The organism is Falsiroseomonas oryziterrae, from assembly GCF_021864505.1.
Taxonomy (GTDB): domain Bacteria; phylum Pseudomonadota; class Alphaproteobacteria; order Acetobacterales; family Acetobacteraceae; genus Falsiroseomonas; species Falsiroseomonas oryziterrae.
The window spans coordinates 1-15,618 of the sequence record NZ_JAKJIB010000061.1 but is presented as its reverse complement, the minus strand read 5'-3'; the positions used below and the strand labels follow the sequence as shown (position 1 = coordinate 15,618).

The window sequence follows — 15,618 nt, the reverse complement described above, 5'->3', positions numbered from 1 at the left end:
CGCGGCCGCAGGCGGCCAGCAGCAGCGCGACGGCGGCCAGCGTGGCGAGGCGCGTCATGCCAGCCGCTCCCGCCACTCGGCCGCCATGCGCGCGACATTGGCCGGCGCCGTGCCGCCGAAGCTGGTGCGGGACGCGACGGAGGCCGCGACGGTCAGCACGCCGAACACGCCGTCGCCGATCCGCGGCTCCACCGACTGCATCTCGGCGAGCGTCAGGCCGGCGAGGTCGACGCCCCTCCCCTCCGCCATCGCCACCAGCTTGCCGGTGACGTGATGCGCGTCGCGGAAGGGCATCTTCAGCTCGCGCACCAGCCAGTCGGCCAGGTCAGTCGCGGTGGAGAAGCCGGCGCCGGCCGCGGCCTCGAGCCGCTCCGCCTGTGGGCGCATGTCGCGCACCATGCCGGCGGTGGCGGCGAGGCAGAGGGCGAGGTTCTCCGCCGTGTCGAAGACCGGCTCCTTATCCTCCTGCATGTCCTTGAAATAGGTCAGCGCGAGGCCCTTCAGCACCGTGAGCATGGCGGTGAGGTTGCCGAGCATGCGCCCGGTCTTGCCGCGCACGAGCTCCGCCGCGTCCGGGTTGCGCTTCTGCGGCATGATCGAGCTGCCGGTGGTGAAGGCGTCCGACAGCTTGACGAAGCCGAAATACGGGTTCGTCCAGATCACGATCTCCTCCGCGAAGCGCGACAGGTGAGTGGCGCACATCGCGCAGGCGAAGAGGAACTCGGCGGCGAAGTCGCGCGACGCCACGCTGTCCAGGCTGTTGCGCGTCGGGCCGTCGAAGCCGAGCGCCTTCGCCGTCATGTGGCGGTCGATCGGAAAGCCCGTGCCGCAGAGCGCGGCGGCGCCGAGCGGGCTCTCGTTGAGCCGCCTGCGGCAATCGGCCAGCCGGCCGCGATCGCGCGACAGCATCTCGACATAGGCCAGCAGGTGGTGGCCGAGCGTGGTCGGCTGCGCGGGCTGCAGATGGGTAAAGCCCGGCATCACCGTCGCCGCATGCTCCGCCGCGCGGTCGGCCAGCGCGCGCATCACGTCGGCGATCTGCGCATCGAGCCCGTCGATCGCGTCGCGCACCCAGAGGCGGACGTCTAGCGCCACCTGATCGTTGCGGCTGCGGCCGGTGTGCAGGCGCTTGCCGGCCTCGCCGATCCGCTCGGTCAGCCGCGCCTCGATGTTCATGTGGATATCCTCGAGGGCCTCCGACCAGGCGAAGCGGCCGGCCTCGATCTCGGCGGCGATCGCGGCGAGGCCCTTGCGGATCGCGGCCTCGTCCTCGGCGGAGATGATCCCTACATGGGCGAGCATCGCGGCATGGGCCAGGCTGCCGCGGATGTCCTGGCGCCACATCTTGCGGTCGAAGCCGATCGAGGCGTTGATCTCACGCATGATGGCGCCGGGGCCCTCCGCGTAGCGGCCGCCCCACAGGGAGTTCTGCGCGTTGTCGGTCTGCTCGTCCACGAAGGGGGTCGTCCTGTGCTGAAGCGGCGTCACGCCATGGCCGCGGTCGCGGCGACCCTGGCCACCGCCGCGATGGCGCGTCAAGCAGGGGCGGCCGGCGATGGAGGGCTGTCGCGGCTGCGCGAGACGCCGGAAGGCCGCGCGATCTCGCCGGACCTCGTCTTCCAGGACGCCGAGGGGCGGGAGACCCGCTTCGACGCCTTCCGCGGGCGGGGACTCATCGTGAACTTCTGGGCCACCTGGTGCCCGCCCTGCGTGGCGGAGATGCCGGCGCTGGACCGCACCCATGCGGCGCTCGCGCGCGACGGGATCGAGGTGCTGGCGCTGTCGTCCGACCGTGGCGGGCGGGCGCAGGTGGAGCCCTTCTACCAGCGCACGGGGCTGCGCCATCTGGCGATGTGGTTCGACCCGCGCGGCGCCACGGGCCGCGCCTTCGGCATCCGCGGCCTGCCCACCACCATCATCCTCGACCGGCGCGGGATGGAGGTGGCGCGGCTGGAGGGTGAGGCGGAATGGGACCGGCCGGAGATGCTTGCCGCGATCCGCCGCCTTGTGCGCGGCGCGACGCCGACGACGAACAGCACCTGATGCAGGCGCCCGTCTGTTGTGATCCGATGGCGGCCGGCAAAGCCGGCCGAGGCCGCGAATGCGGCCCGCCGCCAGTGCGGCGTCGCGCCAAAGTCGTGCTGTTCGCACGACGCCAAGCCGCGCGGAGGCGTCACGCCGCAGGCGTGCCTCCGGCACGACGCGCCGGCGATTGAGGGCGAAATGCGCGAGCATTTCGCACACACGGAGGACTCACATGCCCGATGACATGAGGCCCGCCGCGACCTTCGACGCGCGGCTCGATGCGCTCGCCATGCTCGCGGTGCGCGTCGGGCTGAACCTGCGCGAGGGGCAGGAGGTGGTGATGACGGCGCCGCTCGAGGCGATGCCGCTGGTCCGGCGCATCGCCGAGCACGCCTACAAGGCGGGCGCCACGCTGGTCACGCCGCTGATCGGCGACGACGAGGTGGCGCTGGCGCGCTACCGCCATGCACGCGACGACGCCTTCGACGTCGCGCCGGGCTGGCTGTTCAACGCCATGGCCGAGGCGTTCCGGGGCGGTGCGGCGCGGCTCGCGGTGGTGGGCGAGGACCCGACGCTGCTTTCCGCGCAGGACCCGGCGAAGGTCGCACGCGCCAACAAGGCCCGCAGCATCGCCTATCGCCCGGCGCTCGAGCTGATCACCGGCTTCGCGATCAACTGGAACCTGGTGCCGGCGGCGACGCCCGGCTGGGCGCGGCAAGTTTTCCCGGGGCTGCCCGACGACCAGGCCGTGGCGAAGCTGTGGGACGCGATCTTCGCCGCCTGCCGCGCCGACGTCGCCGATCCGGTGGCCGAATGGGCGCGCCACAACGCGACGCTGCATGCGCGCACGGCCTTCCTGAACGGCAAGGACTACGCCGCGCTGCACTTCCGCGGGCCGGGCACCGATCTGCGCGTCGGGCTCGCGGACGGCCACCTGTGGTCGGGCGGCGCCGAGGCCGCCAAGAACGGCATCGTCTGCAACCCGAACATCCCGACCGAGGAAGTCTTCACCACCCCGCACAAGGACCGGGTGGAGGGCGTGGTGCGCAGCACCAAGCCGCTCGCCTACCAGGGCACGCTGATCGAGGACATCGCCGTGCGCTTCGAGGGCGGGCGGATCGTGGAAGCGAATGCGTCCAAGGGGGCGGAAGTGCTGCGGAAGGTGCTGGCGACCGACGAGGGCGCGGCGCGGCTCGGCGAGGTGGCTCTGGTGCCGCATTCCTCGCCCATCTCGAAAAGCGGTCTCCTGTTCCGCAACACGCTGTTCGACGAGAACGCGGCGAGCCACATCGCGCTGGGACAGGCCTACACGACGTGCCTGCGCGACAGCGCCGGCGTGCCGATGGAGGAGCTGGCGAAGCGCGGGGCCAATGCGTCCCTCATCCACATCGACTGGATGATCGGCTCCGGCGAGGTGGATCTGGACGGGATCACGCAGTCGGGCGCGGTGGAGCCGCTGATGCGGCGCGGGGAGTTCGTCGCGGGGCCTGTCTGAGGCGGCGCTTTATCGCTTTGGCGCTTTGTCGCTTTGGGCGCGGTCCCTGCGGGTCGGTTTCGGACAAATCCCCCTCTCCACGCAAAGGGGAGAGCGCAGCAGCCTTCGGTGTCGCGGTGTGAGGGGGCGGCCAGGATTGGATCGGCGCGTGCGGCGAGTTTCGGACAAATTGTCTGCTCGCTGTGGGGGCCGTCAGCCGATGCAGGGGTAGGAGCGACGTGCCGCTCGCCCCCCTCACCCCGCCCCCCCGAGGTGGGAGAGGGCTTTGGGATGCCGGTTTCGGACAAATTCCCCCCTCTCCACCCGCGGGGGGGCCGACGCACCGCGTTGGCGCCGGAGCGGTCGGCTTCAGCCGACAGTGCGGAGGCTAGGGTCGGGGTTAGGCGGGGCGGCCAGAATAGGATCGGATCGCCGCGGTGCGCGGGTCGACTGTCCTCTCGCCCACCGGAGATGAGGCGCGCGGACCGAAGGCGCGATGCCACAGAACTCAGGAGGACGGATGCACGGGTTCAAAGAGCGGCGGTCCCTGGCGGGACCGCGAGCCTTGTTCCCATCCTGTTCTGGCTTCGCGGCGCCTGTCCAGCGAAAGTGCCGCCCCGCGGATCAGGTCTGCGCGCCGCCGTTCACCGCGAGCATCTGGCCGGTGACATAGGCGCCGCCCTCGCTGACCAGCATGCGCACAACCGCGGCGACCTCTGCCGGCGTGCCCATCCGCGCCATCGGGACCTTGGCGACGTATCCGGTACGGGCGTTCTCCACGCCCGGCACGTCGTCATCGGCCGCGATGGGCCCCGGCGAGATCGCGTTCACCGTGACGCCCTTCGTCGCGAATTCCTTGGCCAGCGCCTTGGTCAGGCCCCAGAGCCCGTGCTTGGCGACAGAAACCGGCGCCCGTCCCGCATAGCCGTGGATCGCGTTCATGCCGGTGAAGTTGACGATGCGGCCCCAGCCCTGCGCGACCATGCCGGGCAGCAGCGCGCGCGACAGCCAGATCGCGGCTTCCAGGTCCACCGCCATGACGCGGCGCCAATCCTCGGCAGTGCTGTCCAGGAAGGGCTTGGCGGGCCGCAGCGCGGCGTTGTTGACCAGCACCTCCACCGTGCCGAAGCGGGCCAGCGCCTCGGCCGCGATGCGGGCGCATTCAGCCTCGCTGCCGACATCGCCCATCACGACCAGCGCGTCGACGCCATGTGCGCGGACCTCCGCGGCCACGCGCTCGGCGGCGTCGCGGTCGGACGATCCGTTGACGACGATGTTGAAGCCGTCCTGCGCCAGGCCGAGGGCGACGGCGCGGCCGATGTTGCGGCCGGCGCCGGTGATCAGGGCGGTTCGGCGTGTGCTCATGCGTGTCCTCGGGTCGTCAGGCGGCGCGCTTCAGGAATTCGGCGCAGCGCTCGCCAACCATCAGCGCGGCGGGCTGGATATTCGGGGACGGGATCAGCGGGAAGACGGAAGCATCGGCGACGCGCAGGCCTTCCACGCCCCGCACGCGCAGCTCCGGGTCCAGCACGGCGCGGTCGTCGCTACCCATGCGCGCGGTTCCACAGGGATGGAAGACGGTGCTCGCGGTGGCACGGATGTTCTCGACCAGCGCGGCCTCGTCCGCGCCCTGCGGGCCGGGGCGCAGCTCCTCCTCCACCAGGTCGCGGAAGGGCGACTGCGCGACGATGCGGCGGCAGGCCTCGGCGGCGCCGAGCATGATGCGCAGATCGTCCGGATGGTCGAGGTAGTTCGGCCGGATCACCGGCTTGTCGGCCGGGTCCGGGCTGCGCAGCGTCAGCATGCCGCGGCTGAGCGGTCGGCAGGCGCCATAGTTCAGCATCACGCCGGGGAAGTCCGTCAGGCCCTTCGCGTAGTCGAAAGTGGCGAAGTTGACGAACAGAAGCTGCGCCTCCGCTTCCTCGGCGCCCGGGGTGACGCGCACGAAGCCGGTCGCCTCGCCGGCGCCGATTGCGAGCGGGCCGGCCTTGCGCAGCAGCCAGTCGAGGCCGATGCCGGCCTGGCGCACGCGGCTCTGCAGGATCTCGTTCAGCGTGCCGCAGGGCTTGGTGCGGAAGATGAACTTGGCGATCAGGTGGTCCTGCAGGTTGCGGCCCACATCGGGGCTGTGCGCGACGACGGGAATGCCGAGATCCTGCAGCGCGGCGCCGTCGCCGATGCCGGACAGCATGAGCAGCTTCGGCGTCTCGATCGCGCCGGCGCTGACGACGACGCTGCGGCGCGCGCGGAAGGTGCCCTCGGCCGTCGCGACGCCCACGCAGCGCGTGCCTTCGAAGATCAGGCGATGCGCGTGGATGCCGGTGCGGACCTCGAGATTCGGGCGCGACATGGCCGGGCGCAGATAGGTGCGCGCGGAGGAGGAGCGCCAATGGCCGTCCACGTTGAGCTGGACCGGGCCGAAGCCCTCGATCGAGCCGCCGCCGTTCACGTCACGGAAGCGCGGGAAGCCGGCAGCGACCGCCGCGTCCACGAAGGCCTGCGGCGCGCGGGCGAGTTTCCGCGGCTCCATCACGCGGATCGGTCCGTCGGTGCCGCGCGTCTCGGATGGCGGGCCGAGCCAGGTCTCGAGCCGGCGGAAGGCTGGCAGCACGTCCTCATGCGACCAGCCGCGCGCCCCGGCCTGCGCCCAGCGGTCGTAGTCATGCGGGCTGCCGCGCAGGAACACCAGGCCGTTGACGCTGCCGGAGCCGCCGAGGACGCGGCCGCGCGGCCAGTGGATGGCACGGCCGTTCAGCCCGGGCTCCGGCTCCGTCATGAAGCGCGGGTCGTAGATGCCGCTGCCGAACAGCTTCGCGTAGCCCGCGGGCAGGCGAACCCAGGGGCTGGAATCGGGCGGGCCGGCTTCCAGCAGCAGGACGCGGGTGGCGGGGTCCTCGGACAGGCGCGTCGCGACGATGCAGCCGGCGCTGCCGCCGCCGACGACGATGATGTCGGCTTCGCCGATCGCGGCGCCCTGCGTGTCGCTCACGGCTCCAGCCGCACGCCGGTGCGGTCCACGACCTGGCGGAACTTCGCGAGTTCGGCGCGGAAGAAGGCGGTGGTGTCCGTGGGCTCGTTCGGACGCGTCCAGGGCGCGACGCCGGCGACCAGCAGGCGCTCGCGCAGCTGCGCCTCGGTGATGGCGGTGCGGATGGAACGGTTCAGCGCGGCGGTGACCGGCGCTGGCATGCCCGGCGGGCCGATCACGGCGAACCAGTTCTCGAGGTCGAAGCCGGGCAGCGCGCCCTCGTTCAGCGTCGGGATGTCGGGGAAGGAGGGGAAGCGCTCCAGCCCCGTGACGGCCACGCCGCGCACGCGGCCGTCGCGCACCTGGCCGGCGGCCGACGCCAGCACCGCCACGCCCCATTGCGTCTCGCCGCGCGCGATGGATTCCACCATCAGCCCGCCGGAGCGGTAGGGCGCGTGCGTGTAGCGGCCGCCCATGCCGATCACCGAGGCCAGCATCTCGGCCGAGAGATGCGGCATGGAGGCGACGCCGGAGGAGGCGAAGGGCAGCGTGTCGGGCGGCGAGCCGCGCAGGCGCGCGATCACCTCCTGCGGCGTGCGGCCCTGGAAGTTGGGTTGCGTGACCACGATCATCGGGCCGGTGCCGACCATGGCGATGTGCGTGTAGTCGGCGATCGGGTCGTAGCGCGTGCCGCCCTGCACCGCGTTGGGCGCGAGCGCGTGCGAGGAGGCTTCGACCAGCATCAGCGTATGGCCGTCGGGCGCCTGGCGGCGGAGCCAGTCGCTGGCGACCATGCCGGCCGCGCCCGGGCGGTTCTCCACCACGACGCGCGCGTTGGGGCCGAGCAGCGGGCCCATGCGGTCGGCCAGCAGGCGGGAGGTGACGTCGGTGGAGCCACCGGGCGCGAAGCCGACAGCGATCGTGATGGTGCGATCGGGGAAGGCCAGCGCCGGCGTGGCGAGCGTGGCCAGCGCGGCGGTCAGCGCGAGACGGCGCGTGAACATGACGGTCCTCCCTTGATCGTTGGCGCGAGGGTCGCGCCGCCGCGGGCGGGAGGCAAGTGGGGGCGCCGGCTCAGCGCGGGCGCATCTGCATCGGCACGGGTTCCGTCCGCAACCAGTCCGGCCAGCCGAGGAAGCGCTCGACGGCGAACAGCGCGAGCGACACCGCGACGGCGACGCCGGCGATGATCAGCCAGGTCTTGGAAGGCGGGTTTCGGTAGATCTCGACGAGGCGGATCAGCCAGCGCGTCAGCGGGTCCATGCGCGCGAGATGGACCCGCCCGCGCGCGATGTCATCCCGGCTGCGGAACGCCGAGGCGGCGCGCGACCTGCAGGATGCTCTCCCAGGTGTCGGGCTGCAGCGGCACGCCGTTGGCCAGGCGGTCGGCGCGCGTCGCGGCTTCCTTGTCGCCGGGCGCCAGCACCGGCTCGCCGGCCTTCGCGGGGTTCGCGGCGATCACCCAGTCCACATAGGTGCGTCCGGTGGCGTGGAACTCAGCCTCGGTGCCGAAATGCTTCGGCGAGACGTAGAAGCTCAGCATGCCGTTGGCGATGCGCGCGCGCTTGTCCACCGGGCCCGACGTGCCGCCGCCGGTCAGCGCGCCGGCCAGCATCTCGCACATGAAGGCCAGCCCGCTGCCCTTGTGCTCGCCGAAGGCGCGGATGGCGCCGGCGCCCTTGGAGGGGTCGCGCGGGCCGACCGGTGCGTAGTCGCCGTAGAGCGTGCGCGGATCGGAGGAGAGGCGGCCATCGGGCTCGATCAGCGCGTCGTGCGGGAGCGGCTTGCCGCCATTGGCTGCGACCATGACCTTGCCCTCGGCGACGAGCGAGGTCGCGAAATCGAGCACCAGCGGACGGCCGGGCAGCGGCACGCCGACCGAGAAGGGTGCCGTCGAGAAGCGGCGGTCGGTGGCGCCGAAGGGCGCGACGAGCACGCTGCCGGCGACGTTGACGAAGTGGACGGAGATCAGCCCGGCGCGGATCGCCGTCTCGGCATAGTCGCCGACGCGGCCGATATGGCCGGCGTTGCGCAGACCGACCACGCTGATGCCGTGCTGCTGCGCGCGGGCGATGCCGAGATCCACCGCCTGCGGCGCGACGGTCTGGCCGAAGCCGAAATGCCCGTCCACGAGCGCGAAGCAGCCGCCATCGGTGACGATCTCGGCCTTCTGGCCGCGCACGACGTAGCCGGCCTCGCACCACTCGACGTAGCGCGGCACGCGGGCGACGCCGTGGCTGTCATGGCCGGCCAGGTTGGCGCCGAGCAGGTGGGTGGAGATGCGCGAAGCCTCGGCGTCATCGCAGCCGATGGCGCGGAAGATCGCGGCGACGAAGGCGTCGAGGCGGGCGGCCTCGACGAGGACGGGTGCGGGAGCCATGGCGTATCCGTGTGCAGGCGAAGGCCGGCAGGATCAAGCCGCCGGCCGCGTGCCGCAAGACGCCGGGCTACAGGACCCGGCCGGTTTCCGGGTCGATCAGGTGCATGTGGTTCAGGTCGGCCGCGACCGGCATCGGGCGGCCGGGCTCGGCGGGCGTGGTCGGATCGATGCGGCTGCAGACCTCGGCGCCCTGCAGCCAGAGATGGACCAGCGTCTCCATGCCCATCGGCTCGATCACCTCGGGCGTCAGCTCGAACACCGCGATGTTCGAGCGGTCGAGGTTCTTCGGCTCGGTCAGGTGCTCGGGGCGGATGCCGAACAGCACCTCCTTGCCCGCGGCCTGCGCGTAGCGGCTGGTGCGCTCCTCCGGCACGGGCAGGACGATGCCGTTGGGCAGGTTGAGGCGGAGCGCGCCGGAGCCGTTCTCGACGCGGGCGGGGATGAAGTTCATCGCCGGGCTGCCGATGAAGCCGGCGACGAAGCGGGTCGCGGGGCGGTGGTAGAGCTCCTGCGGGGGCCCGACCTGCTCGATCACGCCGTGGTTCATCACCACCACGCGGTCGGCGAGCGTCATCGCCTCCACCTGGTCGTGGGTGACGTAGACGGTGGTGGTCTTCACCGTCTGATGGACCTTCTTGATCTCGGTGCGCATCTGCACGCGCAGCTTCGCGTCGAGGTTCGACAGCGGCTCGTCGAACAGGAAGACCTTGGGGTCGCGCACGATGGCGCGGCCCATGGCCACACGTTGCCTTTGTCCGCCGGAGAGCGCCTTCGGCTTGCGGTCGAGCAGCGGCGTGATGTCGAGGATGCGCGCGGCGTTGTCCACGCGGCGCTTGATCTCCTCCTTCGGGAATTTCCGCAGCGTCAGGCCGAAGGCCATGTTGTCGAAGACCGACATGTGCGGATAGAGCGCGTAGTTCTGGAACACCATCGCGATGTCGCGGTCGCGCGGCGGGATGTCGTTCACCACCGTGCCGCCGATCGCGATGTCGCCGGAGGTGATCTCCTCCAGCCCGGCGATCATGCGCAGCGTCGTGGACTTGCCGCAGCCGGAGGGGCCGACGAGCACGACGAATTCGTGGTCGGCGATCTCGAGGTCGATGCCTTTCACCGCCTGCACGCCGCCCTCATAGGCCTTGACGACGCGGCGGAGCGAAACCTGGGCCATGCAAGCTTATCCTTTGGTCGCACCGGCGGTGAGGCCGGCGATGTAGTAGTCCATGAGGAACGCATAGACGATCACCGGCGGCAGCGCCGCCAGAAGCGCGCCGGCCATCAGCTGGCCCCAGGCGAAGGTGTCGCCGCGGATCAGCTGCGACACGACGCCGATCGTCATCGGCATCTCGGCCGGCGAGGTGATGAAGGCGGTCGGATAGACGAAGGCCGCCCAGCTGACGGTGAAGGCGAAGATCGTGGCCGCGATGATGCCGGGAAGCGCCACGGGGATGAAGATCCGCGTCAGCATCTGCATCCAGTTCGCGCCGTCGATCAGCGCGGCCTCGTCCAGCTCCTTCGGGATGGAGGCGAAGTAGCCGATCATGATCCAGGTGCAGAAGGGCACCGTCAGCGTCGGATAGACCAGCACCAGCCCCCAGGTGGAATCGAGCAGGCCGAGCCCGCCGACGATCTGGTAGAGCGGGATGAAGAGCAGCGTGTCGGGGACGAGGTAGGTGAGGAACACGCCGGTCGCGAGCCACTGGCTGCCCCAGAAGCGCATCCGCCCGAGCGCGAAGGCGGCGAGGATGGAGATCGCCATGGTGAGCGCCACGACCAGCAGCGTCACCTTCACGCTGTTCCAGAAGAAGCCGCGGAACATCGGGTTGAAGATCAGCGCCGTGTAGTTCTCGAGCGTGGGGTCGCGCACCCACCAGGGATTGCCGGAGAGGTCGGCGATCTCCGCGCTGGTCTTGATCGAGGTCAGGAACATGTAGACCGGCGGCGCGAGCATGATGATCGCCGCGATGACCAGCGAGATGTAGGCGGTGACGAGCGCCCAGCGCCGCTCGGCGCGCAGGCTGCCTGCCTTGTGGAAGATGCCGCGCGGATGCGCGGCGGCCGCCGTCGTCGTGCTCATCACGCCTCCTCCCGGTTCCGCTTGTTGATGCCGCGCAGGACGAAGAAGGCGATCACGGCGAGGATCGGGAACATGAACAGGCTGACGGCCGCGCCGCGTGGGATGTTGCCGGCCAGGATGCCGACCTGGAAGGCGTAGGACGCGAAGACATGCGTCAGGTCGCGCGGCCCGCCATTGGTCAGCACGCGGACGATGTCGTAGTTCGCGAAGGTCACGATGAGGCTGAACAGCACGGTGATCGAGATGATGTTGCGCATCATCGGCAGGGTCACGTAGCGCAGCCGCTGCCAGCTGGTGGCGCCGTCGATCGCCGCGGCCTCGTAGAGCTGCTCGGGCACCGACTTCAGCGCGGCGAGGTACATGATCATGAAGAAGGGCGCGCCGTACCAGACATTGACGATGATGACGGAGATGCGCGCCCACCAGGGCTCGCCGAGCCAGGGCACCGGCGGCACCGCGAAGATCGCCAGCAGCCAGTTCAGCGAGGAATAGGAGGGCTCGTACATCCACCACCAGCCGAGCGTGGAGAGAGCCGGCGGGATGACCCAGGGCACCAGCAGCATGCCGCGCCATTTGCGCTGCCCCTTGGTCGGGATGTGGTGCAGCATGTGCGCCAGCCAGAAGCCGATCAGCGCCTTCAGGATCACGGCGGTGACGGCGAAGAAGACCGACTGGAAGATGACCATCCGAAAGGTCTCGGAATCGAGCAGGATCTCGAAGTTCCCGAGGCCGATGAACTCGGTCATCCGCCGGTTCAGCGTGGCGAGGTACATGGCGTAGCCGGCCGGCCACGCGACGAGGCCGAAGATCACGAGGATCAGCGGCAGCGTCATCAGGAAGGCGATGGTGGAGCGCCGCCGCGCGAAGCGCTGCAGCGAGCCGGCCGGCGCGGACGCCGCCGGCATCGCGAGGGTCGAGCCGTCTGCCATCGCGCCGCTCCGGTGTCAGGAAGGCCGGGCGGCGCGCCGCCCGGCCAGGGGTCGCAGCCTCAGCCGCGCCGCATGTTGTTGATCTCGCGCTCGACCCATCCGAGGGCGGCGTCCACGCTCTCGTTGCCCTGCGCGATGCGGGCGATGAGCTTCGTGTTGAGCGCCTGGATATACATCTGCTGCGCGAGATCCGGCGGCGCCGGGGAGAAGGCGATGGAGTAGCTCGCCTGGTGGTGCGGCTTCAGCGGGTAGTTGAAGATCGTGCCGACCGGCGGGCCTTCCGTCTCCCACACGCGGAAGTCGGCCATGCTCAGGAACGGCGGGATGTCGTAGCCCTGGCTGAAGGTCGAGGTGAACTCGGCGTTCTCGCGTTCGGTGATGAACTCGAGGAAGGCCTTGGCGGCGTTCTTGTTGCGGCCGAAGGCCCAGATACCGGTGACGTAGGGCAGGTAGGCGAGGAAGCGCCCGCGCGGCCCGGACGGCATCGGGATGGTCCAGCAATTCTCCGCCACCTGCGGCGCGTCGCGCTTCGCCACCGCCCAGGCCGAGGGCGGGTTGAAGATCAGCGCCGAGCGGCCGGAGATCAGCGCGCGGTTGTTCGACGCGTCGTCCCAGGCCCAGACGTCGTTCGGCAGGAAGCGCGACAGGCGCACCGCGTAGTCGAGGACCTGGCGGAGCTCCTGGTTGTTGCGCACGGTCGGGTTGCCGCGCTCGTCGGTCAGGCGCGCGCCATAGGACGCGAAGAGGGCGCCGACCCAGTCCACCGCGTCGGTGAACTGGCCCATCGGAAGCCCGAAGGGCACGCCGGCGCGGTGGCAGGCCTCGGCCGCGCGCAGGAAGGTGTCCCAGGTCCACTGGTCGGAGCCCGGGCCACGCTCGTTGCGGGCGGGCCACATGGCGCGGATGTCGAGGCCGGCATGCTGTTGCAGCAGGTCGAAGCGCGCGAGCGCCGGCTTGGTCTGCGTGCCGGAGGTGGCCGGGACGCCGCGCCAGGCCCCGCCACGCTTGGCGAGGAATTCCGCGATCGGGTTCACCTGGCCGTATTTCTGCGAGAGCCGGCCCATCACGTCGTCGACGGGTTCGAGCTGGTTCGCGTAGGTGCCCGGATCCCAGGGCAGCAGGCTGATGCCGTCATGGCCGCTGCGCGACTGCGCCTGGGCGGCGATGGTCAGCTGCAGCTGGTTGCCGGTGGTGTTGATGAAGTCGAGCGTCATGTTCACGCGGTTGCGCTCGCCCCAGCGCTGGGCGAGCTGCTGCAGCGCGCCGTTGGCGCCCGGCACCCAGTGGTCCCAGAAGGCGAAGCGCAGGCTGCCCGCGCTGCCTTGCGCATGTACCATCGGCGCGCCGACGGCGCCCGCGGCGAGCACGCCGGCGCCCGCCCTCATCGCGCCACGGCGCGTCAAACCCTTGGCCATCCCGCTCCTCCTCTGTCCCGGCCGAGACGCGGCCGTCCTTGGTTGGGGTCAGGTTAGGCATCGCGCGACGCGGCTCGCAAGTGCGCTGATTAAACGTCCGGTCATGATGTTGCGCGCGCGGCTGGAACATCGCCGCTCGCGCGTCGTTGAGGCCGGACCCGTCGGAGGATCCGGATGGCCGAGGAGACCGAGATCGGTCGCCTTCCGATCGCCGAGGAGAGGTTGCGCCTCGGCCGGCGGCGGATCCGGCGGCGCGTGCGCGTCGCGGTGCGCACGGTGGAGGAGGTGTGCGAGCTGCACGCCACGCTCCGCCGCCAGCTCGCCGAGGTCGAGCGCGTGCGGGTGGACCGCGAGGTCGAGGCCCCGCCGCCCGTCCGGCACTAGGGCGACACGCTCGTCGTGCCGGTGGTGGAGGAGCGCGTCGTGCTCCTCCGCCGACTGGTGGTCACCGAGGAGATCCGCTTCCGCCTCCGCACCGAGGAGGAGGCGGTGACGCTGCCGGCCAAGGTGCGGCGGCAGGAGGTGTCGGTCGAGCGTGCCTCCGGCGACAACATGTCAGGAGAGTCATTCATGCAGCGTACCATCACGGCCTTGTTCGACAGCCGCGCCGAGGCGGAGCGCGCCGCGGCGGCGCTCCAGGGCCTGAACGTCCGTGCGACGGATGTACATGTGCAGGACGCGTCCTCGGCCGGCGCGGTCGGGTCCATGAACCAGGACGACGATCGGCTGAACACGTCGACCATCGGCAGCATGTGGATGCCGGAAGAGGATCGCGCGACCTACCACGAGGGGATCCGGCGCGGCGGTGCGATGGTGGTGGCGCAGGTGGACGAGGACGGCGTGGACCTCGCCATGGATGCGATGGAAGCCGCCGGCGCGGTCGATCTCGACCAGCGCGAGGCGGAGTGGCGCAGCCTGGGATGGACCGGCGCCTCGATGGCCGGCGTCGCCACCGGCGATGCGCCGGACGGCACGCGCGACAACCCGCCCGGCACGATGATGAGCCGCGGCGTGGACCAGGTGGCCGGCACCAACATCTCCGGCGCGCATCCGGAGAGCGAGGCTGGTCGGAACCAGGCGGGGCGCAAGGCCCAGGCCGGCAGCGCCGGCCTGGAGGGCGGCGAGCGGTCGATCCCGCTGGCGGAGGAGCGGCTGCGGGTCGGCAAGCGGGTCGCGCAGGCGGGCCGCGTGCGGGTCCGCAGCTACGTGGTGGAGACGCCGGTCGAGGAGCGGGTGCGGCTGCGCGAAGAGCGTGTGCGCGTCGAGCGCCGGCCGGCCGACAGCCCCGGCATCGCCGGGGAGGACCTGTTCCGGGAGCGCGTGATCGAGGCCGAGGAGACCATCGAGGAAGCGGTGGTGGACAAGGAGGCGCGCGTCACCGGCGAGGTGATAGTGAACAAGGACGCCACCGAGCGCACCGAGACGGTCCGCGACACCGTCCGGCGCACCGAGGTGCAGGTGGATGAGGACAAGGTCGCGAACGACCCCAAGAAGCGGCGGGGGAAGGGCGTGGCGTAGTTCCCCATGACGTTGCTGCGCGTCGCGCCTGCGGCGCGCCTCTCCGCAACGCCGCGGGGGCCCCGGATGGGCTCCAGGCCTTCCGGGCGGGGCTCGTCCTGCCGTGGCGACGCCACGGCAGGGCACCGGGGGGCGGATCGATGGCGGCGGGACTGCCCTTTCCTGCGCGCGCGGGAACCCACGGGGGGCGCGATCGGTTCTGGCTGCGTGACAGCACGGGGTTGCGCCGATGGCCCGCATCGTCACCGCCGCCTTCCACGATCGCGAGACCGCCGAGCGCGCACAGGCCGGGTTGCAGCGGCTCGGCGCGCGGCATGTCCATTTCCACGAGGCGCGCCACGCGCCGCCGCCGCGCGCCACGCGCGGCTCGGTCGGCGGGGAGGGCGGCATGCCCGCGCTGCTCGACGCGCTGTTCCTGTCGCGCGAGGATTTCGCCGCGCATCGCGAGGCGGTGCTGCGCGGCGGCATCGTCGTCTCGGCCGAGGTCGAGGACCGTCGCGCGGCCGACGCCGTGCAACTCCTCGACGCGATCGGCGCACGCGACCTGGACGAGGAGGCCGAGGCCTGGCGCGCAGAGGGCTGGTCGCCCGCCGCGATGGCCGGTGCCGTGACGGCCTGCTTCGGCGAGACGGCGGTGATGATGCCCGGCACCGGCGGCCTGGATGCCGAGGCGATCCGCATGATCTTCTTCGGCAGCTATGCCGCGAACACCACCGGCGCGACGCCGCCGGCCCCGCGCGAGCCGCGCCGGCTGCTGCGCCGCGATCCGCCGATCGGCCGCGCGCGGTCCTATACGGTCGGCGCGCCGCTGCCGGAGACGCGCGAGCTGGCGCGG

Annotated in this window: 14 protein-coding genes and 1 pseudogene; 5 read left to right on the top strand and 10 right to left on the bottom strand. The window is 71.3% G+C overall.

The features are described from left to right. Positions 1-54: 54 nt before the first annotated feature. Positions 55-1,455, bottom strand: coding sequence for an argininosuccinate lyase (argH, locus tag L2I40_RS07755; RefSeq protein WP_372491027.1), 1,401 nt, complete (start codon positions 1,453-1,455; stop codon positions 55-57). Positions 1,456-1,491: 36 nt separating this feature from the next. On the opposite strand from argH, the gene L2I40_RS07750 reads away from it, so the two are divergent. Both L2I40_RS07750 and L2I40_RS07745 read left to right on the top strand, forming a co-directional pair. Then, the gene (locus L2I40_RS07750) at positions 1,492-2,043 is read left to right on the top strand and encodes a TlpA disulfide reductase family protein (protein WP_237214330.1); all 552 of its coding nucleotides are present in this window, start codon (positions 1,492-1,494) and stop codon (positions 2,041-2,043) included. A 214-nt stretch (positions 2,044-2,257) separates the two neighbouring features. Next, a complete protein-coding gene (locus L2I40_RS07745; RefSeq protein WP_237214329.1) occupies positions 2,258-3,520 on the top strand; it encodes an aminopeptidase in 1,263 nt (420 codons plus the stop codon). 603 nt (positions 3,521-4,123) lie between these two features. Here the strand turns inward: L2I40_RS07745 and L2I40_RS07740 are convergent. The 9 genes from L2I40_RS07740 to L2I40_RS07700 form a co-directional block, all read right to left on the bottom strand. After that, complete coding sequence (locus L2I40_RS07740) at positions 4,124-4,864, bottom strand: SDR family NAD(P)-dependent oxidoreductase (RefSeq protein ID WP_237214328.1); 741 nt, start codon at positions 4,862-4,864, stop codon at positions 4,124-4,126. Positions 4,865-4,880: 16 nt separating this feature from the next. After that, on the bottom strand, positions 4,881-6,488 hold the full coding sequence (locus L2I40_RS07735; RefSeq protein ID WP_237214327.1) for a GMC family oxidoreductase: 1,608 nt from the start codon (positions 6,486-6,488) through the stop codon (positions 4,881-4,883). Next, the gene (locus L2I40_RS07730; protein WP_237214326.1) at positions 6,485-7,471 is read right to left on the bottom strand and encodes a Bug family tripartite tricarboxylate transporter substrate binding protein; all 987 of its coding nucleotides are present in this window, start codon (positions 7,469-7,471) and stop codon (positions 6,485-6,487) included. The genes L2I40_RS07735 and L2I40_RS07730 overlap by 4 nt, the downstream gene beginning before the upstream one ends. A 70-nt stretch (positions 7,472-7,541) precedes the next feature. After that, positions 7,542-7,730 (bottom strand): hypothetical protein, encoded by a 189-nt coding sequence (locus tag L2I40_RS07725; RefSeq protein WP_237214325.1) that lies wholly within the window; start codon positions 7,728-7,730, stop codon positions 7,542-7,544. A 31-nt stretch (positions 7,731-7,761) separates the two neighbouring features. After that, the gene (locus L2I40_RS07720; protein WP_237214324.1) at positions 7,762-8,847 is read right to left on the bottom strand and encodes a malate/lactate/ureidoglycolate dehydrogenase; all 1,086 of its coding nucleotides are present in this window, start codon (positions 8,845-8,847) and stop codon (positions 7,762-7,764) included. A 67-nt stretch (positions 8,848-8,914) separates the two neighbouring features. Beyond that, complete coding sequence (locus tag L2I40_RS07715) at positions 8,915-10,015, bottom strand: ABC transporter ATP-binding protein (RefSeq protein ID WP_237214323.1); 1,101 nt, start codon at positions 10,013-10,015, stop codon at positions 8,915-8,917. A 6-nt stretch (positions 10,016-10,021) separates the two neighbouring features. Then, complete coding sequence (locus L2I40_RS07710; RefSeq protein ID WP_237214322.1) at positions 10,022-10,921, bottom strand: carbohydrate ABC transporter permease; 900 nt, start codon at positions 10,919-10,921, stop codon at positions 10,022-10,024. Then, positions 10,921-11,850: a carbohydrate ABC transporter permease gene (locus L2I40_RS07705; protein ID WP_237214321.1), complete on the bottom strand. Its 930-nt coding sequence runs from the start codon at positions 11,848-11,850 to the stop codon at positions 10,921-10,923. The genes L2I40_RS07710 and L2I40_RS07705 overlap by 1 nt, the downstream gene beginning before the upstream one ends. Before the next feature lie 59 nt (positions 11,851-11,909). Then, positions 11,910-13,265: an ABC transporter substrate-binding protein gene (locus L2I40_RS07700; RefSeq protein WP_237214320.1), complete on the bottom strand. Its 1,356-nt coding sequence runs from the start codon at positions 13,263-13,265 to the stop codon at positions 11,910-11,912. 174 nt (positions 13,266-13,439) lie between these two features. Here L2I40_RS07700 and L2I40_RS24540 point away from each other — a divergent pair, with 174 nt between their 5' ends. From L2I40_RS24540 to L2I40_RS07685, 3 genes and pseudogenes are all read left to right on the top strand, one after another. Next, positions 13,440-13,649 (top strand): hypothetical protein, encoded by a 210-nt coding sequence (locus L2I40_RS24540; RefSeq protein WP_308116415.1) that lies wholly within the window; start codon positions 13,440-13,442, stop codon positions 13,647-13,649. Positions 13,650-13,688: 39 nt separating this feature from the next. After that, the gene (locus tag L2I40_RS24535) at positions 13,689-14,783 is read left to right on the top strand and encodes a YsnF/AvaK domain-containing protein (RefSeq protein WP_372491026.1); all 1,095 of its coding nucleotides are present in this window, start codon (positions 13,689-13,691) and stop codon (positions 14,781-14,783) included. 229 nt (positions 14,784-15,012) lie between these two features. After that, positions 15,013-15,618 (top strand): annotated as a pseudogene (locus L2I40_RS07685) (hypothetical protein); the annotation flags it as partial.

Excerpts from the sequence above, each read along its gene's own strand:
- L2I40_RS07705 (WP_237214321.1), bottom strand. The coding sequence starts at position 11,850 with ATGGCAGACGGCTCGACCCTCGCGATGCCGGCGGCGTCCGCGCCGGCC.
- L2I40_RS07720 (WP_237214324.1), bottom strand. The coding sequence starts at position 8,847 with ATGGCTCCCGCACCCGTCCTCGTCGAGGCCGCCCGCCTCGACGCCTTC.
- L2I40_RS07740 (WP_237214328.1), bottom strand. The coding sequence starts at position 4,864 with ATGAGCACACGCCGAACCGCCCTGATCACCGGCGCCGGCCGCAACATC.
- L2I40_RS07715 (WP_237214323.1), bottom strand. The coding sequence starts at position 10,015 with ATGGCCCAGGTTTCGCTCCGCCGCGTCGTCAAGGCCTATGAGGGCGGC.
- L2I40_RS24540 (WP_308116415.1), top strand. The coding sequence starts at position 13,440 with ATGGCCGAGGAGACCGAGATCGGTCGCCTTCCGATCGCCGAGGAGAGG.
- L2I40_RS07710 (WP_237214322.1), bottom strand. The coding sequence starts at position 10,921 with ATGAGCACGACGACGGCGGCCGCCGCGCATCCGCGCGGCATCTTCCAC.
- L2I40_RS07725 (WP_237214325.1), bottom strand. The coding sequence starts at position 7,730 with ATGGACCCGCTGACGCGCTGGCTGATCCGCCTCGTCGAGATCTACCGA.
- L2I40_RS07750 (WP_237214330.1), top strand. The coding sequence starts at position 1,492 with ATGGCCGCGGTCGCGGCGACCCTGGCCACCGCCGCGATGGCGCGTCAA.
- L2I40_RS07700 (WP_237214320.1), bottom strand. The coding sequence starts at position 13,265 with ATGGCCAAGGGTTTGACGCGCCGTGGCGCGATGAGGGCGGGCGCCGGC.
- L2I40_RS07745 (WP_237214329.1), top strand. The coding sequence starts at position 2,258 with ATGCCCGATGACATGAGGCCCGCCGCGACCTTCGACGCGCGGCTCGAT.
- L2I40_RS07730 (WP_237214326.1), bottom strand. The coding sequence starts at position 7,471 with ATGTTCACGCGCCGTCTCGCGCTGACCGCCGCGCTGGCCACGCTCGCC.